The organism is Actibacterium sp. EMB200-NS6 (genome assembly GCF_001305615.1).
In the GTDB taxonomy this organism is placed as follows: domain Bacteria; phylum Pseudomonadota; class Alphaproteobacteria; order Rhodobacterales; family Rhodobacteraceae; genus Actibacterium_A; species Actibacterium_A naphthalenivorans.
This window is the reverse complement of sequence record NZ_CP010869.1, coordinates 2256198-2279145: the sequence shown is the minus strand read 5'-3', so window position 1 is coordinate 2279145 and position 22948 is coordinate 2256198. Positions and strand designations below refer to the sequence as shown.

Sequence of the window (22948 nt, the reverse complement as noted above, 5' to 3'; positions counted from 1 at the left end):
GATGGATGTCGTCTTTCTGTTCACCATGGTGGTGGGTCTTTTGCTGATCGGCGTGCCGATTGCGGTGTCGCTGGGCCTGTCGTCGATGATCTTTCTGCTGGCCTTCTCCGACACCTCGCTCGCCTCGATCGCGCAGGCGCTTTATCAGGCGATGGCCGGGCACTACACGCTGCTGGCGATCCCGTTCTTCATCCTAGCCTCCAGCTTCATGTCGACGGGCGGGGTGGCCAGGCGGATCATCCGGTTCTCGATCGCCTGCGTCGGCCATATGCGCGGCGGGCTGGCGATTGCCGGCGTCTTTGCCTGCATGCTGTTCGCGGCGCTGTCGGGTTCTTCGCCCGCCACCGTTGTCGCCATCGGGTCCATCGTCATCGCGGCGATGCAGCAGGCGGGCTATTCCAAGGATTTCGCCGCCGGCGTGATCTGCAACGCGGGCACGCTGGGCATCCTGATCCCGCCGTCGATCGTGATGGTGGTCTATGCCTCGGCCACCGATGTGTCGGTGGGCCGCATGTTCCTGGCCGGTGTCATTCCCGGGATCATGGCGGGGCTGATGCTGATGGTCACGATCTACGTGATGGCGCGGATCCGCAACATGCCCAAGGGGCAGTGGCAGGGCTGGGGAGAGATCCTGCGCTCGTTCTCGGATGCGTTCTGGGGGCTGATGCTGATCGTCATCATCATGGTGGGGATCTATGGCATCCCCGGCATCACCGGCGCCATCTTCACGCCGACCGAGGCCGCCGCCGTCGCCTCTGTCTATGCCTTCCTGATCGCCGTGTTCGTCTATCGCGACATGGGGCCGCTGGCGCCAGAGCAGGCGGGCGGGCGGCCGGTCAGCCTGTTGCGCAAGCCGCAGGCGCTGGTGACGGCCTTCTTCCACCGCGACACCAAGAACACGCTGCTGGATGCCGGCAAGCTGACCATCATGCTGATGTTCATCATCGCCAACGCGCTGATCCTGAAACACGTGCTGACCGACGAGCAGATCCCGCAGCAGATCGCCGGCGCGATGCTGGAGGCGGGCTTTGGCAAGATCATGTTCCTGATCATCGTCAACGTGATCCTGCTGATCGGCGGGCAGTTCATGGAGCCTTCGGGGCTGATCGTGATCGTGGCGCCGCTGGTGTTTCCCATTGCGATCGAGCTGGGGGTGGACCCGATCCATCTGGGCATCATCATGGTGGTGAACATGGAAATCGGCATGATCACCCCGCCGGTGGGGCTGAACCTGTTCGTCACCTCGGGCGTAGCGGGGATGCCGATGATGCGCGTGGTGCGCGCGGCGCTGCCGTTCCTTGTGGTGCTGTTCGTGTTCCTGATCCTGGTGACCTATATTCCATTCCTGTCCACCTGGCTGCCGATCAGCCTGATGGGGCCGGAGATCATCACCAACTGACCGGGCCGATCTGCGCCGCAGATGCGGCGGCGCAGATCGGCGGGCAGCTGCCGCATCCTTGCCGCGCGACATGGAGAAGAAAATTCACGAATTTTCTTCGGTGCCGAAAAATCTTCGGGAAGATTTTTCCTCAGGCCGCTTCCAGCGCCGCGATAATGCCCGAAAAATCCGCGGCCTTCAGCGAAGCACCGCCGACCAGCGCGCCATCCACATTGGAGGTCGCGAAAATCTCTGGCGCGTTGCCGGGCTTGACCGACCCGCCGTAGAGCAGGCGCATGTCTGCGGCCGTGTCGCCAAACCGCGCGGCCAGCCGGGCGCGCATGAAATCATGCACCTCGGCGATCTGTTCCAGCGTCGGCACCTTGCCGGTGCCGATGGCCCAGACCGGCTCATAGGCCACCACCAGCGTCGCGCCGGTGCAGCCATCGGGGATCGACCCGGCCAGTTGGGTGCCGATCACATCCAGCGTCTCGCCGGCGTCGCGCTGCGCCTCGGTCTCGCCCACGCAGACCACGGCGATCAGCCCGGCGGCCAGGGCGGCAGCCGTTTTTGCACACACATCGGTATCGGTTTCGCCATGATCTGTGCGCCGCTCGGAATGGCCGAGGATCACATGGGTCGCACCGGCGTCGCGCAGCATTCCGGCGGAAATGTCGCCGGTATGGGCCCCCGCGGCTTCGGCATGGCAATCCTGCCCGCCGGTGACCAGCGCCCCGCCCGCTGCAAGATCGGACATGCGCGCCAGAAGCGTGGCTGGCGGGCACAGAAGAATGTCGACCGAGGGTGCCGGATGCGCGGCGCTCAGCGCCTTGACTTCGGCCAGGTCGGCCGAGGTTCCGTTCATCTTCCAGTTGCCGGCGGCAAGTTTTCGTCCCATCACACGCTCCCACACAGATTTTCCGCCAAGTTCCCCGAAACCGGCCCGGGAGGCAAGGCAAGAGGCCCGCGCGCGTCGTTTGAGCGCGACTTATCGGCGCCTTGCGCGTTTGCGCGCGGCGGCCGTTTCCGCATCGGCAAGGGATTTGCGGGCCCAGTCCAGCGCCTCGTCGGGGTCGTCCAGCGCGCTGTCGGGCAGGGAGGTCAGGCCGGGAATGGCCCGACGCCCGGCCTTGGTGCCATAGGAAAACGGCTCTGACCCCGCAGCCTGGTAGGCGGCCACCAGCGGACCCTCGGCCTTCATGTAGATGGTATCGCCCAGAAGCGCGGCGAACATGGCATCGCCGATGTAAAGGCCGGTGCCGCCGAACATGCGTTTCGTGGAAATCGGGCCGAGCGGTGCAAACAGATCACGGGCAAAGGTCAGAAAGCCCGGATCGGTCGCCATCAGGTTTCGGCGAACTTGATCGACTCGCCGCAGCCGCAGGCATCGACCACGTTGGGGTTGCGGAACTTGAACCCGCTTTCCAGCAGCGATGTCTCATAGTCGATCTCGGTGCCGAACAGGAACATCTGCGCCATCGGCGCGATCATCACCCGGGCGCCGTCCTGTTCCACGACCTCGTCCAGCGGATCAACCTCTGACACATAGTCCATCGTGTATTCCATGCCCGCGCAGCCGCCCTTCTTGACGCCGATGCGCAGCCCCTGTGTTTCATCGCGCGCCATAAGCCTGGCGATCTGTTTTGCTGCGGCGGGGGTGATGGTTACCGCCTGTTTGCCGGGAATGCCGAACATTGCCTGTCTCCACGTGGTTGCCCCTAATCTAGGCCCCCCGGAGCGCGATCTCAAGCGCGGGCATGGTCCGAAGCAGCGACAATGTCGCGTAAGTGATCAAGAGCGCCCAGGCGAAGGACGCCAGAGTGCCGATGATCACATATTCCGATGCGCGCTGATCCTGCGACGCGGTGTCGAAGCGCAGGATCGATTTCGCGGCGATCAGAAAGCCGATCCCGGCCGGTTCGCCCACCATCACCATCAGAAAAATCAGCGCCCGTTCCAGCACTCCGATCAGCCGCCCGCCATTGCGCAGCCCCTCGGGAAGGGCGGCGTCCTGATAGGGGCGCATCAGCATGCCCACGGCAAACCCGCCCGCCCGCGTGACAAGCAGCAACCCGGTGACAAGCAGCATGATCTGCGGCAGGGCGGGCAGCCCGGCCCAGAGGCCGGAGGCGTATAGCGCCGGGCTGATGGCCGCGACGGCGATGATCGTGGCAAGATGCGCCGCCTGATCGGCAAGATAGGCGGCCAATGTATCGCCCAGCCCTTTGGGCAGGTGGGTCTTGATCGCGTCGATCACACCATGCGCCAGCGCCAGCGCGATCAGCTCCGGCGCGTCCCAGCGCCCGGTGGCGGCCTGCGCCGTCACCAGAACGATCAGCACATGCAGCAGCAGCACCTGCGGCCTGCGCTTGTTTTCGGTCGACCATCTGGTCTGAAAGACGAAATCAGCCAGCACATGGGCGAAGAGAAGTGCAACCAGAGTTTCGATCATCCGCAGCCCCCGGTGCCTACAAGCTTTGAGATTTGTGAAATCACTTTACAAGGCCATGGCCTCATGCCCAAAGACGGAACTGCCGGCAATTCACAAGTCCTCAAGCCTGTAACTCGCACTACAAGCCCCAAAGCTTGTTCTGCCCGGTGCTCACGCATAGCTTCGCGCCTCGAACAGCCGCAAACTCTCGTCCAGCCCCCACAGCCCCGCGCCGTTCAGGCGGATGGCGAAAGCCTGCTGGGTGATGCCCAACTTCGCCGCCATCTCGCTTTGCGACGGGGCGCCAGGGGCCAGGGCAAGGGTCAGCGCCTCGGCCTGTTTCGCGGTCCAGTGGCGCGACAAGGCATCGGCGAGGGCGAACACACCCGCCGCCTCGCCCGGAAGGGCCGGGGCGGCCAGCACCAGCCGGCGCCCGCGCGGCATGGTATCCAGCGCATGCCCCGACAGCTCGAACGCGGCGCCCCCGGCACTGTCGAGCCGGCCCGCGGGCAGCTCGGGCACCACCCCGATCCCGGCCGCAATCCGCGTGGCAAGCCCCGCGTCACCGGCCCGCAGACAGGCGGTCAGATACAGGCAGGCCCGAAAGGCAAGCCCCGGATGTTCAAGATAAATTTGCCAGCCATCCCCCCTGAACCGGGTGAAGCGCGTGTCTGCCCCCGTCCAGCCCGCCACCACCTGCGCCCCGGCACCGAGCGCGGCCATCGCGGCTTCTACAGCCGTCGGCCCGGCCTTGGTCGATCCCACCAGATCGCCTGTCAATACGGCTGCCACGCTGCTCATGTCATCTCCGGCCTGATTTGACGGGATGATAGAAGCGGTCAGCCGCAAGACGCAACAGAACCCTGTGGAAAAGACAGGGCCGTCTTACATGAAGCCCAGTTCCAGCCGTGCCTCGTCGCTCATCATGTCCATGCCCCAGGGCGGATCGAATGTCATCTCGACATCCACCTGCTTCACCCCCGGCAAGGGCTCGATGGCTTCCGCCAGCCACCCCGGCATCTCGCCCGCGACCGGGCAGCCGGGTGCCGTCAGCGTCATCATCACGCGCACCGCGTTCTCGGCGTCGATCTCGATCGTGTAAACCAGACCAAGATCATAGATATTCACCGGAATTTCCGGGTCATAAACCGTGCGGCAGGCCTCCACGACCGAATCGTAAAGCGGATGTTCCGTGGTCGAAGGCTTGATGAGGGGCGCACCCTCCAGCGGTTCGCTCGGCTGTGTCATATGCTCTGCTCTCCAAAGTTGAGGGAATATATAAGAATTATGCCGCGAAGGTCCAGAGCCCCGGCGCGCGCGCCTGCGTATTTCATCTTTCCGAAAATATCCCCGCCGGAGGCGTACCCGAGGCGCCGCAGGCGCCGAGACAAGAACAATGGCCCGGATCAGCCCGCGCTCCGTGTCCGCCTGCGCGCCGGGGCCGGGCGCACCCGCTTCTCGATCTCGTCGAACAGAAGCGCCGCCACATTCTTCGAGCTGGCCTTTTCGATCCCCTCGAACCCCGGCGATGAATTCACCTCCAGCACCTTCGGCCCGTCGTCCGAGCGCAGCAGATCCACTCCCGCCATGTTCAGCCGGAACGCCCGCGCCGCGCGCACCGCCGTCTCGCGCTCGGTCTTGGTGATGCGCACCGCCTCGGCCCGCCCGCCCTGATGCAGGTTCGAGCGGAACTCGCCCGGCTCGGCCACCCGGCGCATCGCCGCCACCACCTTGCCGCCGATCACCAGACAGCGGATATCCTCGCCCGCCGCCTCTTTCACGAAATGCTGCACCAGAAAACTGGCCTTGAGCCCGCGAAACGCCGAAATCACCGATTGCGCGGCCTTCCTGGTTTCGGCCAGCACCACGCCCTTGCCCTGGGTCGATTCCAGCAGCTTCACGATCAGCGGCGCCCCGCCCACCAGTTCGATCAGGCTGTCATTGTCCTTGGGCGAGGCGGCGAAGGCTGTGGTCGGCATCCCGATGCGGTGGCGCGCAAGGATCTGATGGGCATAAAGCTTGTCGCGGCTGGCGGTGATCCCGTCAGAGCCGTTCACGCAATAGGTGCCGATGGTTTCGAACTGGCGGATCACCGCGGTGCCGTAAGAGGTGAACGAGGCGCCGATGCGCGGGATCACCGCGTCATAGCGGGGCAGGCGCTGGCCGTCATAATGCACCTCGGGCGCCAGCGCGTTGATCGCCATGTAGCAGCGCGAGGTGTCGATCACCTCGACGACATGGCCCCGCTTTTCGCCCTCGGCCACGATTCGCCGGGTCGAGAAGTTATGTTCCTCGCGGCTGAGCACGGCGATGCGCAGGGTCCGTGCCGGGGCGACTTCGCGCACGGCGGTGGAGTGATACACGTCATACGACAGGCGCGGCTGGCAAAAGCTTTCGCCGGGGCTGATCACCACGTTGTCGCCAAAGGCCTGACGGCCCAGCAGCATCCGATAGGCCATCGACCCGCGGTCGGTCAGCGTCACTTCGATCGGCCAGGTCCGCGTGCCCATGGCGATGTCGCAGCGGATCACATAGCGCAGTTCCGTCTCGCCGTTCGAGGATGTCACCTCGCGCCGGTCGACGATATCGGCCGAGCAGGGGATCGTCAGATCCTCGCGCCCGGGTATCGGATGCACCGCGAAGCGCACGCGCGGCCGGTCGGCCGGGCCGAAGGGCTCGATATCGAACGCATGCAGCGCCGAGGTCTTGGCCCCGGTGTCCACCTTGGCCTTCAGCGCCGGCAGCCCGAGGCCGGGCAGGGCGGCCCATTCTTCCCATCCCAGGCGAAAATCGCCAGTCTCATTGCCGGTGCCGTCCATCGTCATGCGCCCCTTCTTGGATTTTCCGTGGAATCGCCTATACCGGCTGTCCCATCGGTGGCTTGCAGGAACAGATATGGCCGAGCGTTTCAACTTCCATGTGAACTCGCGTGACGGAATGGCCCGCCAGGGTGTGATTTCCACACCGCGCGGCGACATTCGCACGCCGGCCTTCATGCCGGTGGGCACTGCGGCCACCGTCAAGGCGATGATGCCTGAAAGCGTGGCCGCCACCGGCGCCGATATCTTGCTGGGCAACACCTATCACCTGATGCTGCGCCCCACCGCCGAGCGGATCGACCGGCTGGGCGGGCTGCACCGGTTCATGAACTGGCAAAAGCCGATCCTGACCGACAGCGGCGGCTTTCAGGTCATGAGCCTGACCGGCCTGCGCAAGCTGACCGAACAGGGGGTGAAGTTCAAATCCCACATCGACGGGTCCGAACACATGCTGACGCCCGAGCGCAGCATGGAGATCCAGCGCCTGCTGGGCAGCGACATCGTGATGTGTTTCGACGAATGTCCCGCCCTGCCCGCCCCGGAAGAGCGCGTGGCCGAGAGCATGCGCATGTCGATGCGTTGGGCCGCGCGCTCGCGCGACGCGTTCGGCGACAGGCCAGGCCATGCGCTGTTCGGAATTCAGCAGGGCGGCGTCACCCGGGATCTGCGCGCCGAAAGCGCCGAAAAGCTGCGCGCGATCGGCTTTGACGGCTACGCGGTGGGCGGCCTCGCCGTGGGCGAGGGCCAGGAGGCGATGTTCGGCGTGCTTGACTATGCCACCGACATGCTGCCGGAGGACAAGCCGCGCTATCTGATGGGCGTGGGCAAGCCCGACGATATCGTCGGCGCCGTGGCGCGCGGCATCGACATGATGGATTGCGTGCTTCCCTCGCGCTCCGGCCGCACCGGGCAGGTGTTCACGCGCCGGGGCGTGGTCAACATCAAGAATGCCCGCCATCAGGACGATCCCCGCCCGCTGGACGAGACATGCGCCTGCCCGGCCTGCCGGGGCTACAGCCGCGCCTATCTGCACCACGTGTTCCGCGCGCAGGAGATCATCAGCTCGATGCTGCTGACATGGCACAACCTGCATTATTATCAGGAGTTGATGCAGGGCATCCGCGAGGCCATCGCCGCGGGCAGGTTCGAGGCCTTTCAGGCGGATTTCCATGCGCAGCGGGCCGAGGGCGACATCGCGCCGCTCTGATCATCTGCGCAGGGTGGTCTGTGCATCACTGCGGCAGGTGATAAACCGGCGCTTTATCAAGGCATTGGGGCGGGCGATCCGAGATATCACAATTGCGTGATCGGTGCCGGCATTGCCGCAGGTGCATGGGCCGGTAGATGTTGGGCGAGTGCTGACACTTCAGGCAGGTGCCATCGCCGCATTGCCCTGCGCGTGCGGACCGATCCCTTTGCCCGGAGTTGACCCCTTTCCAAGGATGCGATCCATGACCGAAAAACTCTTTACCCCCTTTACCGCCGGCGAGATCGAGCTGCGCAACCGCGTTGTGATGGCCCCGCTCACACGCAACCGGGCCGACCCGGCAACCGACGCCCCCACCGACATGCACGTCACCTATTACACCCAGCGCGCCGGTGCCGGGCTGATCATCACCGAGGCGTCGCAGATCAGCCCCGAGGGCAAGGGCTATCTGGCCACGCCCGGCATCTACAGCGATGCGCAGGTCGCGGGTTGGAAAGCGGTGACCGACGCGGTGCATGAAAAGGGCGGCAGGATGGTGATCCAGCTGTGGCATGTGGGCCGCGTGTCGCATTGCTCGCTCCAGCCGGACGGGGGGCAGCCTGTCGCGCCCTCGGCCATCGCGGCGGAGGCGATGACCTATACCGAGGAAGGGTTCGTTCCCACGTCCGAGCCGCGCGCGCTGGCGCTGGACGAGATCCCGCGCATCGTCGAGGACTATCGCAAGGCCGCGGCGGCGGCGCGCGCGGCCGGGTTCGACGGGGTCGAGGTGCATGGCGCCAACGGCTATCTGCTGGACCAGTTCATGCGCGATGGCAGCAACACGCGCGACGATGCCTATGGCGGGTCGATCGAGAACCGCACCAGGCTGTTGTTCGAGGTGCTGGACGCCGTGACCGGAGAGTTGGGCGGGGGCCGCGTCGGCCTGCGTCTGAGCCCGTTCTCGAAATCGAACGGTATTTCGGAAAGCGATCCGATGACGCTGTTTACCCATGTGATCAAGGGGCTGAACCGCTATGGCCTGGCCTATTTGCACATGGTCGAGGGCCAGACAGGCGGATCGCGGGAACTGGACGCTGGAAACAGCATCGACACCCTGCGCGGCCTGTTCGAGGGGGCCTATATGGCCAACAACGGTTATGACCGTGATCTTGCCATTCGCGCGGTGGACGAGGGAAAGGCCGATCTGGTGGCCTTCGGGCGCCCCTTCATCGCCAACCCCGATCTGGTCGAGCGGCTGAAGCAGGATGCGCCGTTGAACCCGCTGCGCCAGGAGTTGCTCTATGGCGGCGGGGCCGAGGGCTATACCGACTATCCGTCGCTTCAGGACAGCGTGGTGGCCTGAGCCGGGATGGTCGGGCCGTCCCGCCGCAGGGAGGGGCGGCCCGCTTTCAGGCCGCCCGCGCAGCGGCCAGCAGCCGTGCCTCGTAGGATTTGACGGAATAAAAGGCATCGCTCCGCCGGCAAAGGCGGCGGCGCCAGCGCTTCGGGATTTCGGCGAAGAAATCCAGCCGTGCTTCGGCGGCAAGGCCGTTCAGCGCGGGCAGGGAGGGTTGATAGCTTTCGGTCTCCAGCCCGTTCGACAGCACGATATCATGATCCTCGAGCAGGAGGTGGTAATAGGTCACGCCCCCGTCCGGGCAGGCCTGGCGGGCGCTTTCACCCAGAAGGTATTTCGCGGGCACCAGAACCTCGGGCTCTCCGAAATGCAGCGTGTTGCGCCAGCTGCGCACCAGAACGCGGTGCTGGGGCGACACATAAAGATCGCTGTGCGGGCGCCGGTGGCCGAACGCGTTGCGCGGGATGCAGATCGGGCGGAACTGGGGCGCCTGTTCCAGCTCGGCGGCTGAAAGCGTGCGCCGGGCGACCCAGATCAGCGGCACCGCCCGCCCCAGGTTGTTCAGGATCAGGTCGCCCGCCTTCAGCACCTCGACCCGCCGCTCGCCGTCGGGCGTGTCGATCAGGGTGCCGCCCGCGAAACAGATCAGGATATCCGTCGTCGTATCCAGATTGGCGATCGGGTGGGCGCCGTTGGGAAACGCATTCATCGTGGCGGCGGAAGCCGGGGTGCCCGTCAGGAAGAAATAGCGCTGGCCGTCGTCGGTGGTGATGACAGTGATCGGCTCTCCGCGCAGATCCTCGCCGTTGACGTCGGACAGTTTGTTGGTGTCCGGCAGATCGCCCGAGAATTCGACCGTAAAGCTCATCGGCACACCGTCGACCAACACCGTCGTGTCCGGATCGGGCAGCCCGCCATTGTAATCCAGCACAAAGTCGCCCGCCTGAGACTGGAATTCAAGCTGCGCCACCGGCGTCTTGTTCGTGCCCTGCGCGTTCAGCGACGCATTATTCGCCTTAGAACTGTCACCCCGCGCAAAGAAGGTGGGATTTGCCATTTTTTACTGCTCGGTCGCATATTTTTGTTATCGGCCTCCAGATTGCGGTGAAAATGTGGCACGAATTGGGCGGCGTTCGATTTGTAACGCCCATATATGCGGTTAACGGCTGGTGAATCGGCCGGATTGCGGAACAATTGGCTAAAATCGGTGGTTTTCGTTGCTGACACTGTCGGATTTCCGGCGATGCGCGCTTGCACGTCTTTGGCGTCGAAGGCATGCTGTGTTACAAAGCTGACGCAGGTCGTGGTTGAAACGGGGGGGCGAACCCCCAGATATTGATACCAAGACCGGAGAAGGCCGGATGCCGCCGACGATCGGGGCTGGCGCCTTCTTGCAACGAACCAAGGAAACAGAATGCAAGAGCAAATCAGTCAATCCTATCCCGTTCTCCCGCTGCGCGACATCGTGGTTTTCCCGCATATGATCGTGCCGCTTTTCGTGGGGCGCGAACGGTCCGTCCGCGCATTGGAAGAAGTGATGGCGGATGACAAGCAGATTTTGCTGTCCAGCCAGATCGACCCGTCGGTGGACGATCCGACGGCAGAGGGCATCTATCGCACCGGTGTTCTGGCCAATGTCCTGCAACTGCTGAAGCTGCCCGACGGCACCGTGAAGGTGCTGGTCGAAGGCCGCGCGCGCGTGCGCATCACCGAATTCCTCGAGAACGAGGATTTCTTCGAGGCCAGCGCCGAGGTGCTGGAAGAAGTGCCGGGCGATGATGATACGCTCGAGGCGCTGGTGCGTTCCGTCTCGAAGGAATTCGAGCGCTATGCCAAGATCAAGAAGAACATCCCCGAAGAGGCGATGGCCGCTGTTTCGGACACCCGCGAGGCCGCGAAGCTGGCCGATCTGGTGGCCGGGCATCTGGGCATCGAGGTCGACCAGAAGCAGGAGCTTCTGGAAACACTCTCTGTCGCCGAGCGGCTGGAGAAGATTTATGGCCTGATGCAGGGCGAGATGTCGGTGCTTCAGGTCGAGAAGAAGATCAAGACCCGCGTCAAGAGCCAGATGGAGCGGACCCAGCGCGAATATTATCTGAATGAGCAGATGAAGGCCATTCAGAAGGAACTGGGCGATGGCGACGAAGGCCAGAACGAGATTGCCGAGCTGGAGCAGCGTATCGCCGCCACCAAGCTGAGCAAGGAGGCCCGCGAAAAGGCCGACGCCGAGATCAAGAAGCTGAAGTCGATGTCGCCGATGTCGGCCGAGGCCACGGTCGTGCGTAACTATCTGGAGTGGATGCTGTCGATCCCGTGGGGCGTGCGCAGCCGCGTCAAGAAGGATCTGGGCCGGGCTCAGGGCGTGCTGGATACCGATCACTATGGCCTGGAGAAGGTCAAGGAGCGGATCGTCGAATATCTGGCCGTGCAGCAGCGGTCGAAAAAGCTGAAAGGCCCGATCCTGTGCCTTGTCGGCCCTCCGGGCGTGGGCAAGACCAGCCTGGGCAAATCGGTGGCCAAGGCCACGGGGCGCGAGTTCATCCGCATCAGCCTTGGCGGCGTGCGCGACGAATCCGAGATTCGCGGCCACCGCCGGACCTATATCGGCTCGATGCCGGGCAAGATCATCCAGGCGCTGAAAAAGGCGAAAACCACCAATCCGCTGATCCTGCTCGACGAGATCGACAAGATGGGCCAGGATTTCCGGGGCGACCCGGCCAGCGCGATGCTGGAGGTGCTGGACCCCGAACAGAACGCCACTTTCGTGGATCACTATCTGGAGGTCGAATACGATCTTTCGGATGTGATGTTCCTGACCACGGCGAACTCCTACAACATGCCGGGCCCGCTTCTGGACCGGATGGAGATCATCCCGCTGGCCGGCTACACCGAGGACGAAAAGCGCGAGATCGCCAAGCAGCACCTGATCGCCAAGCAGGTCAAGAACCACGGGCTGCGCAAGGATGAGTTCGAGCTGACCGACGAGGCGCTGATCGAGATGATCCGCACCTATACCCGCGAAGCGGGCGTGCGGAACCTTGAACGTGAGATCGCCAAGCTGGCGCGCAAGGCTGTCACCCGGATCGTCCGCAAGGATGTGGACAAGGTGATGATCACGCCCGAGAACCTCGAAGATTATCTCGGGGTGAAGCGCTTCCGCTATGGTCTGGCTGAACAGGAAGATCAGGTGGGCGTCGTCACCGGCCTGGCCTGGACCAGCGTGGGCGGCGAGCTGCTGTCGATCGAGGCGCTGAAACTGCCGGGCAAGGGCCGGATGAAGACCACCGGCAAGCTGGGCGACGTGATGAAGGAAAGCATCGACGCGGCGTCGAGCTTCGTGCGGTCCATCGCGCCCGAGATCGGGGTGAAGCCGCCGGTGTTCGAGAAGGTGGATATCCACGTTCACGTCCCCGAGGGCGCGACGCCCAAGGACGGGCCGAGCGCCGGTGTCGGCATGGTCACGTCGATCGTGTCGGTGCTGACCCACATTCCGGTCCGCAAGGACATCGCCATGACCGGCGAGGTCACGCTGCGCGGCAATGTGCTGGCCATCGGCGGGCTGAAGGAAAAGCTGCTGGCGGCCCTGCGCGGCGGGATCAAGACGGTGCTCATTCCGCAGGAGAATGAGAAGGATCTGACCGAGATCCCGGACAATGTGAAGCAGGGGCTGACGATCATCCCGGTTTCGCATGTGCGCGATGTGCTCAAACACGCGCTGGTGCGCGCGCCCGAGCCCATCGAATGGGACGAGGCCGCCGAAGAGGCCGCCGCCCAGGCCGCGCTTGCGGCCCGGTCGGAAGGGGCTCCGGCGACAGCGCACTGAGCCTCCGGCACAAGCAACGAAGGCACGCCCTCACCGGCGTGCCTTTTCTTTAGTCAGATGCCTGTAAATGCGCGCCACGCCATGCGAGATTTCTGGCGTATGGGCCGTGAATCCGCTAATGTGATGTTCGAGTAGAAGCAATAATCCCGGAAAATTCGAGGATGATACAGGCATGTTCAACATGACAAATTCACGCAAGACGACCACCACCAGAAACATCAGCGCGGTCGCCGACATCACCGACGCGACGGAGGCCGAAGCCGTTGTCGCCGAAGAGGGTGGCGAAGAAGCCGTCGCCCCCAATGCGCTGCGCAAGAAGGAACTGATCGACCGTGTGGTCGAGGTTTCGGGGATGAAGAAAAAGGACGTCAAGCCGATCGTCGAGGCGACGCTTGCCGTTCTGGGGGCTGCGCTCTCGAACGAAGAGACGATGAACCTGCCCCCGATGGGCAAGATCGTCATCAACCGCAAGAAGGATCTTGCGAATGGCGAGGTTCTGATGACCCGCATCCGGCGCAGCACAAAGGCGGCCGAAACCGGAGAAGAACCTCTTGCAGAGGTTTCGGAGTAACGCTATTACGCCGTCCACCGGGTGATTAGCTCAGTGGTAGAGCGCTTCGTTCACATCGAAGATGTCAGGAGTTCGAATCTCTTATCACCCACCATGAGATTCCAGAAAACGCGCCAGACCGGTCTGGCGCGTTTCCCTTTTCCGGCTGTCGGTGCGGGCAGGGGGGCGCGGGCGGCGGCTGGCCGGGCGATTCACGGTAATTCCACCCTTGCCATGAGAGAAAACGCGCGATAGTAACCGCGCCTGTCGGGTGATTAGCTCAGTTGGTAGAGCGCTTCGTTTACACCGAAGATGTCGGGAGTTCGAGCCTCTCATCACCCACCATAATATCTGGCTTACGGCGATTTTACGAACAGTCCGAAGGTTCATCGAACCTTCCGCAGATTTCCAAAGTCCGGAATGTCGCGTGTCGCAAAAGAAAAGGCGGCCGGCGCGCAGGCCGACCGCCAGATGGGCCTTCGGGGGCCCGGGCCTTACTTGATGACCTCGATATCGGTCAGTTCCGATTTGGCCAGGCTGTCCACCGCGCTTTCCGGGATGGACAGGGTAATCACACCATCGCCGACCGCGAGGACGTCTTCGCCATCCATTTCGACCTCATTGCCGTTGGGCAGCTTGAACATGATCCGGTCCAGCTCGCCGGTTTCGGGATCGATGATCGACAGGGTCACATTGCCGACAAACTGGCCATGTTCCCCCTGCACGGCATAGCCGGCATATTCGCCGGGCGCGTCGGGGATGAATTTGGTATCGTTGCTTTCATCGCCCTGTGCCAGTGCGGCACCGCCCAGAGACAGGGCGAGGATCGAGGAAAGGGCGGTCATTTTAAACATCGGTTTCATTGTCGAACTCCTTTCGTTCGGCTGTTCCGTTATGCGATATCAACGAAGAACCGCGCCGCTGGTTCCCTGATGCCATCGTGCCGGGCGGCGACCGGCTGCCCGGCTTCCCAACGCAACGGAAGCTGCACCTTGATCCTGTCGGCCGTGCCTGCAACTCTGTCTGAAACCGCAGGAGCCCCGCCATGACCAACCCGCCCCTTTCCGATCTCATCGACCAGGGGCGCGGGGCCGCGCCCGCCGATCTGGTGCTGCGCGGCGGGCAGGTGTTCGATCTTGTCACCGGCGCGATGATCGCGGGCGATGTCGCGATCTGCGGCGATACCATCGTGGGGATCGGGGCCGATTACGAGGCGCGCGAGGTGATCGACGTGTCGGGCCTGACACTGGTGCCGGGGTTCATCGATACGCATCTGCATATCGAAAGCTCGCTGGTGACGCCGTTCGAGTTCGATCGCTGCGTGTGTCCGCGCGGGGTGACCACCGCGATATGCGATCCGCATGAGATCGCCAATGTGGTTGGTGTGCCGGGGATCGCGTATTTTCTGGAAGCGTCGGCGCGCACGGTGATGGATATCCGGGTGCAGCTGTCTTCCTGCGTGCCCTCGACCGAGATGGAGACGGCTGGCGCGCGGATCGGGGCAGAGGAACTTTCGGCGCTGAAGGATCATCCGCGGGTCATCGGGCTGGCGGAGTTCATGAACTATCCGGGGGTGATCTACAAAGACCCGGGCGCCATGGCCAAGCTGGAGGCGTTTCGGGCGCGCCATATCGACGGGCATGCGCCGCAACTGTCGGGCCGGGATCTGAACGCCTATATCGCGGCGGGCATCCGCACCGAACATGAGGCGACGACGGCGGGCGAGGCCCTGGAAAAGCTGCGCAAGGGGATGCGGGTGCTGATCCGCGAGGGATCGGTTTCCAAGGATCTGCATGCGCTGCAGCCGGTGCTGACGCAGATGACCGCACCTTATATGTGCCTGTGCACCGATGACCGTAATCCGCTCGATATCGCCGAACACGGGCATCTGGATTATATGATCCGCACCCTGATCGCGTTGGGAACGCCGGTTCTGGCGGCGTATCGTGCGGCCAGCCTTTCGGCGGCCGAGGCGTTCGGGCTGAAGGACAGGGGCCAGATCGCGCCGGGCAAGCGGGCCGATATCGTGGCGCTGCCCGATCTGGCAGAGTGTCGGGCGGCTCTGGTGATCGCCGGGGGCAAGCGGGTGGATGCGGCGGCTTTCGCCGCGCGCGACGAGATCGCGCCGGTGGCCCGCCATTCGGTGAAGGCGCCGCGGGTCACGGGCGGCTCTTTCCGCTCCGCCGCCAACCGGGAAGATACCGACGTGATCGGCATTCTGCCCGGCAAGATCATCACCGAGCACCTGCATGAGGTGATCCCGGTGGTGGATGGCGACAAGCGCCCCGATCCGGCGCGTGATCTGATCAAGATCGCGGTGGTCGAGCGGCATGGCAAGAACGGCAATATCGCCACCGGCTTCGTGAAGGGCTTTGGCTTGGCGAAGGGGGCCATCGCCTCGACCGTCTGCCATGACCATCACAATATCGCGGTGGTGGGGGCCGATTATGATGACATGGCGCTCGCCTCCAATCGCCTGTCCGAGATCGAGGGCGGATTCGTGGTGGCCGAAGCCGGGCGAGTGCTGGCCGAACTGGCCCTGCCGGTGGCAGGATTGATGAGCCTGAAGCGTTTCGAGGAGGTCGAGCAGGAGCTTGTCGCCCTGCGCGCGGCGGCCAGGAGCCTGGGCGTGACCCTGGAAGAGCCGTTCCTGCAACTGGCCTTTCTGGCGCTGCCGGTGATTCCCGCGTTGAAGATCACCGACCGGGGGCTGGTCGATGTCGTGAAATTCGAGATCATCCCGTGATCTGTGCAACAGCGCGCAAAGGCGGCGCTTGCATGTGGCTTATGTGAACGGGGGAATGGGTTATCTTTCTTTCCGAAACAGGAGGATACCGCGATGAGCTGGAACCCCGCGCTTGATCCGCACACCCCCACCGGTGATCAGGTGGACGCGATCGAAACCGTCATCGTGCCGCGCGCGCGCGATATAGGCGGGTTCGAGGTGCGCCGCGCCTTGCCCGCGCCCAGGCGGCAGATGGTGGGGCCGTTCATCTTTTTCGATCAGATGGGACCGGCTGAATTCGTGACCGGCGAAGGGCTCGATGTGCGCCCGCATCCGCATATCGGCCTGGCGACGGTGACATATCTTCTGCAAGGTTCGATCCATCACCGCGATTCCCTTGGAACCGATCAATGGATCGAACCCGGCGCGGTGAACCTGATGATCGCGGGCAACGGCATCACCCATTCCGAACGCACCGACGGCGCCGCGCGGCAAAAGCCCCACAGCCTGTTCGGCATCCAGACATGGGTGGCCATGCCGAAAGGCGCCGAAGACAGCGCGCCCGGGTTCGAACATGCGGACAAGGCAGCGCTGCCGCTGCTGGAGGGCGAGGGGAAGCAGGTGCGGCTCATTCTGGGCGACGCCTGGGGCGCGCGCGCGCCGGTCCGCACCCCGTCGGAGATGTTCTATGCCGATGCCGTTCTGGCGCCGGGGGCCGCGATCCCGCTGCCGGACAATCACGAAGACCGCGGGATCTACGTGATGGAAGGCGAGGTGGCCGTGGCGGGCGACAGATTCGCGGCCGGGCGGATGCTGGTGTTTCGCACCGGAGATCGGGTCAGCCTGCGGGCCGGCCCGCAGGGGGCAAGGGTGCTTTTGCTGGGCGGCGCGACCCTGGAAGGCCCACGCTATATCTGGTGGAATTTCGTGGCCTCGTCGAAGGAACGGATCGAGGCGGCAAAAGAAGCCTGGCGCCAGGAAGATTGGGCGCATGGCCGGTTCCGGCTGCCCCCGGGCGACGATACCGCCTTCGTTCCGCTGCCGGCGCGCTGAGGGCGGAAAAAACTACCGGCAAAACCGGGGGAATCGCCGTTATCGGCGCTTGACGCGGCCAGTGGCGGGGCATAAAACCCCCCTCACGCCGGGCCTAGCCCCGGGGGAATGCAATGCGGTTGTAGCTCAGTTGGTTAGAGTACCGGCCTGTCACGCCGGGGGTCGCGGGTTCGAGCCCCGTCAACCGCGCCACTGCCTTTCCCCGAACGCCCAGCGTGAAACGCGCGGTTGTAGCTCAGCTGGTTAGAGTACCGGCCTGTCACGCCGGGGGTCGCGGGTTCGAGCCCCGTCAACCGCGCCACTTTTCCTTTTCGGGACCGGCTGATAGGTCTGCGGCACATGCCCGCCCGGAAGGTGCCCCATGCTTCGCCTGCTTGATGACATTCCGCTGTTTGCCGCGATGGCGCTTGCCGCGACACTGGGCCTCGCGCCGTTTTCGCCGGAGCCGCATGTCTGGGAAAAGCTCACGTTGCTGGCCGCGGGCGGGCTGACACGGCCCGTTGACATGTTCGACCTGGCCTTGCACGGCGCGCCCTGGCTGCTTGTCGTGGCCAAGCTGGCGCGGCGCCCGCGCGCATAGCGCTGTCATGTTGGTGACGTGTTCGATTCACCGTAACGTCATCGCTGTGCCGTACGGCTGAAAAACGCTGCTGCTATCCGGGACTCCCGTCAAACCGGAACTGCGGAGTTTCCCATGCCAAGCATTCGTTTCACCCGTCGCCAGGCCCTCGTCGGGTCGGCCGCTCTTGCCTCCACCCTCGCCATGCCCTCGATCAGCCGCGCCAATGGCCGGCCGGTTCTGACCCATGGCGTTCAGTCCGGCGATGTCGCCCATGACGGCGCCGTCTTGTGGGCGCGCGCCGACCGCGAAGCCAAGATGGCGGTGGAATGGTCCACCACCGAAAGCTTCGCCAACGCGCGTAAGGTGCAGGCGCTGAACGTCGGCACAGCGACCGATTTCACCGGCAAGCTGGCACTGGAAGGGCTGCCCTCGGATCAGGATGTCTTCTACCGCGTGACCATGACCGACCTGGCCGATGCCAATGCGGTCTCCGCGCCGGTCACCGGCCATTTCCGCACCGCCCCGATGGCGCTGCGCGACATCTCTTTCGTCTGGTCGGGCGATACCGCCGGCCAGGGCTGGGGCATCGACGAATCCCGTGGCGGCATGACCACCTACAAGACCATGCTGGGCCACACGCCCGATTTCATGATCCACTCCGGCGACACCGTCTATGCCGACGGCCCGCTGAAATCCGAGGTCGAACTGAAAGACGGCACCGTCTGGAAGAACCTCGTGACCGAGCAGAAAACCAAGGTTGCCGAAACGCTTGACGAATTCCGCGGCCAGCACCTCTACAACATGCTCGACGCCAATGTTCGCGCCTTCAACGCCGAAGTTCCGGTGATGTATCAGTGGGACGACCATGAGGTCACCAACAACTGGTACCCGAACGAGATGCTGATCTCGGATGACCGCTACAAGGTCAAATCCATGCAGCAGCTCTCGGCCCGCGCCGCCCGCGCCTTCCATGAGATGTACCCGATCCGCTCGAACCTGTCCGAGCCTTACCGCGTGTATCGCAAAGTGTCCTACGGCCCGCTGCTGGACATCTTCTTCATCGACATGCGCAGCTACCGCGGCGACAACACCGCCAACAATCAGCCCGAAGGCGCGCCCTTCCTCGGGGCGGAACAACTGGCATGGCTGAAGCGCGAGCTGACCGCGTCCAACGCCACCTGGAAAGTCATCGCTTCCGACATGCCGATCGGCATGGTGGTGCGCGACGGTGACAATTTCGAGAACGGCGCCAACTCCGACGGCCCGCCGCTCGGCCGCGAACTGGACATCGCCGATCTGTTGTCCTTCATCAAGCACGGCGCGGTGAAGAACACGGTCTGGCTGACCGCCGACGTGCATTACACCGCCGCGCATCATTACAGCCCCGACCGCGCCCAGTTCCAGGATTTCGATCCGTTCTGGGAATTCGTCTCAGGCCCGCTGCACGCCGGAACCTTCGGCCCCAACGACTATGACAACACCTTCGGGGTCGAGGTGCGCTATGCCAAGCATCCGAGCGAGGAGCAGGGCGTGAACCTGCCGCCCTCTATGGGGCTGCAGTTCTTCGGCAAGGTGGACATCGCCGCCGATACCGGGGTGATGACCGTCAGCCTGCTGGACAGTGCCGACACGGTTCTGTGGGCGACGGAGATCGAGCCGGATATGGCCTGACGCTCTGGCCGGGGCGCATGATGCCCCGGCCTCGCGCATTTGTGCATGTCTTGTGTTTTCCGGCCCTGCGGGCCGGGATGCCTCCGGCGGGGATATTTGGCCAAAGCAAGCGGCAGAACTTGGGTCTTCATGCTTGCTTTGGTGCAAATATCCCGGGGTCTGGGGCGGAGCCCCAGATGAACCGCTCTCTTGCGCCGAAGGCGCGCCGCTTATTTCGTCAGCGCGTCCAGGATCCGCGCCCAGCTTCTGATCCCCTTGTGGAAGCTTTTCAGGTCGTATTTCTCGTTCGGGGAATGGATCGCGTCGTCATCCTTGCCGAACCCGATCAACATCGCGTCGGTGCCCAGCACATCCTTGAAATACCCCGCGATCGGGATCGATCCGCCGCAGCCGACATAGGCCGCCGGGTTGGGCCACTCGTCCGACAGCGCTGCGCGCGCCTTTTCGAAGGCGGGCAGGTCGATCGACATCTGGCCGGCGGGCGAGGCGCCGTGGCCATGGAACTCTACCTTGCAGTCGGGCGGCAGCATTGACGTGACATACGCGCGGAAGCTTTGCCGGATCTTCGCGGGGTCCTGTGTGCCGACAAGGCGGAAGCTGATCTTGGCCGAGGCTTGCGAGGGCAGCACCGTCTTGAAGCCCTTGCCGGTATAGCCGCCGATGATGCCGTTCACTTCGCAGGTCGGGCGTGACCAGATCATCTCCAGCGCCGACCGGCCCTGTTCACCGGCCGGTTCCGACAGGCCGACCTCGCCCAGAAATTCCTTGTGATCGAAACCGAGTGCCTGCCATTGCGCGGCGATGTCTTCGGGCAGTTCGGGCACGCCGTCGTAGAAGCCCGGCACCGTGACCCGGCCTGTGCTGTCGTGCAGCGCGGCGATGATCCTTGCCAGCACCCGGATCGGGTTCATCGCGGCGCCGCCATACATGCCCGAATGAAGGTCTTTCGACGGGCCGGTGATCGTCAGTTCTTCGCCCAGAAGCCCACGCAGCATGGTGACGATTGCCGGGGTATTGTCGCCGAACAGGCCCGTGTCGCAGATCAGCGCCACGTCGGCGCGCAGCTCTTGCGCGTTTTCGCGCATGAACGGGATCAGCGAGGGGGAGCCGGATTCCTCTTCCCCTTCGAAGAAGAACGAGATCTTCGCGGGCAGGCTGCCATGCACCGCCTTCCAGGCCCGGCAGGCCTCGACAAAGGTCATCAGCTGGCCCTTGTCATCGGATGATCCGCGCCCGCGGATCACGGTGCCGGCGGGGGTTTCCTCCAGCGCCGGGTCGAACGGATCGCGGTTCCACAGGTTCAGCGGATCGACCGGCTGTACGTCATAGTGGCCGTAGAACATCAGGTGCGGGCCGGGGCCGTCGCCATGGGCCACCACCATGGGATGGCCGGGCGTGGGGCGTTTTTCCGCGTCGAAGCCGATGGAGCGCAGATCGGCCACCAGCCAGTCCGCTGCGCGTGCGCATTCCGCGTCATAGGCCGGATCGGTCGAGATCGAGGGGATCCGCAGAAGCTCCAGCAGCCTTTCGGTGGCCTGGGGCAGGTCGGCATCAATGCGGGCGAGGACGGAGTCGAGAGCCAAGGCGGCCTCCTGCTGCGGGGAATTCCCTTCATTCCTATCAGCCTCGGGGCGCCTGTCCAGAGGGGCAGGGGGCACCGACGGGGCCATGGGTGAAGAAAAGCGCGTAGAAACAAGCTGTTTCCCCCAAGCTTGACCGACATCAAGGCAGGGGGTAACAAATCGGGCCAGAAACAGTAATGTGATGCTTCCGGCCCGAACATGGCGCGAATGTGTTTCCGATCGGAACCACGTTTCGCCGGAAAAGGCGGGGAAATGAAGGAAATGATGGATTCGGGCCGCGACAACTTGCGCCTCTATCACTAGTTTCCTGAGTGTGAAGAATGTGCAAAGACTGATGCACTTATGCTTCGGCATCCGTTGGCGGAGGAGCGTCGCAAGGCGAAGCCGGCGGATGGGATGCGGTCGGAGGAGTTCGGCGTATCGTGCCTGAGGGCGCCGTGGCATCGGAGAACGGGCCGATGGGCCGCAAAGGACGAAGGAGAAGCCGGTGGATTATACCGCGGGATTGGACGTTGCACTGAACCGTCTGCACGAAGAGGGCCGCTACCGTACCTTCATCGACATCGAACGGCGCAAGGGCGCGTTTCCAAATGCGGTGTGGCGGCGCCCCGACGGAACCGAAAAAGACATCACCGTGTGGTGCGGCAACGACTATCTGGGCATGGGCCAGCATCCGGTCGTGCTGGCGGCCATGCACGAGGCGATCGACGCCACCGGGGCGGGATCGGGCGGCACGCGCAACATTTCGGGCACCACGGTCTATCACAAGGCGCTGGAGGCCGAGCTGGCCGATCTGCATGGCAAGGAGGCGGCGCTTGTCTTCACCTCGGCCTATATCGCCAATGACGCCACGCTTTCGACCCTGCCCAAGCTGTTTCCCGGTCTGATCATCTATTCCGACGAGTTGAACCACGCCTCGATGATCGAGGGTATCCGCCGCAACGGCGGCGCCAAGCGCATCTTCCGCCACAATGACGTGTCCCATCTGCGCGCGCTGCTGGAAGCGGACGATCCGAAGGCGCCGAAGCTGATTGCCTTTGAATCGATCTATTCGATGGATGGCGATTTCGGCCCGATCGCCGAAATCCTCGACCTGGCCGACGAGTTCAACGCCCTGACCTATATCGACGAGGTGCACGCGGTCGGCATGTACGGGCCGCGGGGCGCCGGCGTGGCCGAACGCGACGGGCTGATGGGCCGTATCGACATCATCAACGGCACCCTGGCCAAGGCCTACGGCGTGATGGGCGGCTACATCGCCTCGAGCGCGAAGATGTGTGACGCCATCCGCTCTTACGCGCCGGGCTTCATCTTCACCACCTCGCTGCCGCCGGCGATTGCAGCGGGTGCGGCCGCCTCGGTGCGGCATCTGAAAACCGATCAGGCGCGGCGGGATCAGCAACAGCTTCAGGCCCGTATCCTGAAAATGCGGCTCAAGGGGCTGGGCCTGCCGATCATCGATCATGGCAGCCATATCGTGCCGGTGATCGTGGGTGATCCGGTGCATACCAAGATGATCTCGGACATGCTGCTGGAACGGTTCGGCATCTATGTGCAGCCGATCAATTTCCCGACAGTTCCGCGCGGCACCGAGCGTTTGCGCTTTACCCCGTCGCCGGTACATGGCCCCAAGGAGATCGACGCCCTGGTTCAGTCGATGGATGAGCTTTGGGCACAATGTGCGCTGAATCGTGCTGAGCTTTCGGCCTGATCCGTTCTGCGGATGCAAATTCGCTTGCCCTGTGGTATTAATAACCTAAGAGATTGGCACGGTCAGAGAATCGCCGATCCTTAGGGGACAGCACGTGGC

At 63.9% G+C, this 22948-nt stretch carries 20 protein-coding genes and 4 tRNA genes; 14 read left to right on the top strand and 10 right to left on the bottom strand.

The features are described from left to right. The first annotated feature begins 1 nt into the window (after position 1). Positions 2-1399 (top strand): TRAP transporter large permease, encoded by a 1398-nt coding sequence (locus TQ29_RS11050; RefSeq protein ID WP_054539196.1) that lies wholly within the window; start codon positions 2-4, stop codon positions 1397-1399. Positions 1400-1529: 130 nt separating this feature from the next. Here TQ29_RS11050 and tpiA read toward each other — a convergent pair whose 3' ends face one another. The 7 genes from tpiA to rimK all read right to left on the bottom strand — a co-directional run bounded on the left by tpiA (position 1530) and on the right by rimK (position 6634). Then, positions 1530-2276 carry a triose-phosphate isomerase gene (tpiA, locus tag TQ29_RS11045; protein WP_054539195.1) on the bottom strand — a complete coding sequence of 249 codons (747 nt, stop codon included), beginning with the start codon at positions 2274-2276 and terminating at the stop codon, positions 1530-1532. A 90-nt stretch (positions 2277-2366) separates the two neighbouring features. Further along, entirely contained in the window at positions 2367-2723 is a 357-nt protein-coding gene (locus TQ29_RS11040) for a TfoX/Sxy family protein (RefSeq protein WP_054539194.1), read from the bottom strand. After that, positions 2723-3073, bottom strand: a complete 351-nt coding sequence (locus TQ29_RS11035) for an iron-sulfur cluster assembly accessory protein (RefSeq protein WP_054539193.1) — start codon at positions 3071-3073, stop codon at positions 2723-2725. Before TQ29_RS11035 ends, TQ29_RS11040 begins: the two co-directional genes overlap by 1 nt. A gap of 28 nt (positions 3074-3101) precedes the next feature. After that, positions 3102-3830 carry a DUF3307 domain-containing protein gene (locus TQ29_RS11030; RefSeq protein ID WP_054539192.1) on the bottom strand — a complete coding sequence of 243 codons (729 nt, stop codon included), beginning with the start codon at positions 3828-3830 and terminating at the stop codon, positions 3102-3104. A gap of 150 nt (positions 3831-3980) precedes the next feature. Then, positions 3981-4610: a hypothetical protein gene (locus tag TQ29_RS11025; protein WP_054539191.1), complete on the bottom strand. Its 630-nt coding sequence runs from the start codon at positions 4608-4610 to the stop codon at positions 3981-3983. An 84-nt stretch (positions 4611-4694) separates the two neighbouring features. Next, the gene (locus TQ29_RS11020) at positions 4695-5057 is read right to left on the bottom strand and encodes an SUF system Fe-S cluster assembly protein (RefSeq protein WP_037208014.1); all 363 of its coding nucleotides are present in this window, start codon (positions 5055-5057) and stop codon (positions 4695-4697) included. A 158-nt stretch (positions 5058-5215) separates the two neighbouring features. Next, positions 5216-6634: a 30S ribosomal protein S6--L-glutamate ligase gene (gene rimK, locus TQ29_RS11015; RefSeq protein WP_369817396.1), complete on the bottom strand. Its 1419-nt coding sequence runs from the start codon at positions 6632-6634 to the stop codon at positions 5216-5218. A 70-nt stretch (positions 6635-6704) separates the two neighbouring features. Here rimK and tgt point away from each other — a divergent pair, with 70 nt between their 5' ends. After that, positions 6705-7835: a tRNA guanosine(34) transglycosylase Tgt gene (tgt, locus tag TQ29_RS11010; RefSeq protein ID WP_054539190.1), complete on the top strand. Its 1131-nt coding sequence runs from the start codon at positions 6705-6707 to the stop codon at positions 7833-7835. Between the two features lie 244 nt (positions 7836-8079). After that, positions 8080-9177 (top strand): alkene reductase, encoded by a 1098-nt coding sequence (locus tag TQ29_RS11005; RefSeq protein WP_037208008.1) that lies wholly within the window; start codon positions 8080-8082, stop codon positions 9175-9177. A gap of 46 nt (positions 9178-9223) precedes the next feature. Here the strand turns inward: TQ29_RS11005 and TQ29_RS11000 are convergent, their stop codons facing one another. Then, positions 9224-10228, bottom strand: a complete 1005-nt coding sequence (locus tag TQ29_RS11000; protein WP_054539189.1) for a Hint domain-containing protein — start codon at positions 10226-10228, stop codon at positions 9224-9226. A gap of 357 nt (positions 10229-10585) precedes the next feature. On the opposite strand from TQ29_RS11000, the gene lon reads away from it, so the two are divergent. The 4 genes from lon to TQ29_RS10980 all read left to right on the top strand — a co-directional run bounded on the left by lon (position 10586) and on the right by TQ29_RS10980 (position 13889). Continuing rightward, the gene (gene lon / locus TQ29_RS10995) at positions 10586-12994 is read left to right on the top strand and encodes an endopeptidase La (protein WP_054539188.1); all 2409 of its coding nucleotides are present in this window, start codon (positions 10586-10588) and stop codon (positions 12992-12994) included. Positions 12995-13166: 172 nt separating this feature from the next. Continuing rightward, positions 13167-13565: an HU family DNA-binding protein gene (locus tag TQ29_RS10990; RefSeq protein ID WP_054539187.1), complete on the top strand. Its 399-nt coding sequence runs from the start codon at positions 13167-13169 to the stop codon at positions 13563-13565. Positions 13566-13584: 19 nt separating this feature from the next. Then, positions 13585-13659, top strand: a tRNA-Val gene (locus TQ29_RS10985). 154 nt (positions 13660-13813) lie between these two features. Continuing rightward, positions 13814-13889: transfer RNA gene (locus tag TQ29_RS10980), tRNA-Val, on the top strand. Positions 13890-14038: 149 nt separating this feature from the next. On the opposite strand, the gene TQ29_RS10975 is transcribed toward TQ29_RS10980, so the two are convergent. Beyond that, the gene (locus TQ29_RS10975; RefSeq protein WP_054539186.1) at positions 14039-14407 is read right to left on the bottom strand and encodes a hypothetical protein; all 369 of its coding nucleotides are present in this window, start codon (positions 14405-14407) and stop codon (positions 14039-14041) included. A gap of 182 nt (positions 14408-14589) precedes the next feature. Between TQ29_RS10975 and ade the strand changes: the two genes are divergently transcribed. The 6 genes from ade (at position 14590) to TQ29_RS10945 (ending at position 19555) form a co-directional block, all read left to right on the top strand. Beyond that, positions 14590-16290 carry an adenine deaminase gene (gene ade / locus TQ29_RS10970; protein WP_054539185.1) on the top strand — a complete coding sequence of 567 codons (1701 nt, stop codon included), beginning with the start codon at positions 14590-14592 and terminating at the stop codon, positions 16288-16290. Positions 16291-16383: 93 nt separating this feature from the next. Then, positions 16384-17322, top strand: coding sequence for a pirin family protein (locus TQ29_RS10965; RefSeq protein ID WP_054539184.1), 939 nt, complete (start codon positions 16384-16386; stop codon positions 17320-17322). A 115-nt stretch (positions 17323-17437) separates the two neighbouring features. After that, a tRNA-Asp gene (locus TQ29_RS10960) sits at positions 17438-17514 on the top strand. Between the two features lie 32 nt (positions 17515-17546). Next, positions 17547-17623 (top strand) — tRNA-Asp (locus TQ29_RS10955). 60 nt (positions 17624-17683) lie between these two features. Next, complete coding sequence (locus tag TQ29_RS10950; protein WP_054539183.1) at positions 17684-17902, top strand: hypothetical protein; 219 nt, start codon at positions 17684-17686, stop codon at positions 17900-17902. 114 nt (positions 17903-18016) lie between these two features. Next, the gene (locus TQ29_RS10945; protein WP_054539182.1) at positions 18017-19555 is read left to right on the top strand and encodes an alkaline phosphatase; all 1539 of its coding nucleotides are present in this window, start codon (positions 18017-18019) and stop codon (positions 19553-19555) included. A 209-nt stretch (positions 19556-19764) separates the two neighbouring features. On the opposite strand, the gene TQ29_RS10940 is transcribed toward TQ29_RS10945, so the two are convergent. Then, on the bottom strand, positions 19765-21138 hold the full coding sequence (locus TQ29_RS10940) for a M20/M25/M40 family metallo-hydrolase (RefSeq protein WP_054539181.1): 1374 nt from the start codon (positions 21136-21138) through the stop codon (positions 19765-19767). A gap of 487 nt (positions 21139-21625) precedes the next feature. Here TQ29_RS10940 and hemA point away from each other — a divergent pair, with 487 nt between their 5' ends. Continuing rightward, on the top strand, positions 21626-22849 hold the full coding sequence (gene hemA / locus TQ29_RS10935; protein WP_054539180.1) for a 5-aminolevulinate synthase: 1224 nt from the start codon (positions 21626-21628) through the stop codon (positions 22847-22849). Positions 22850-22948 lie beyond the last annotated feature (99 nt).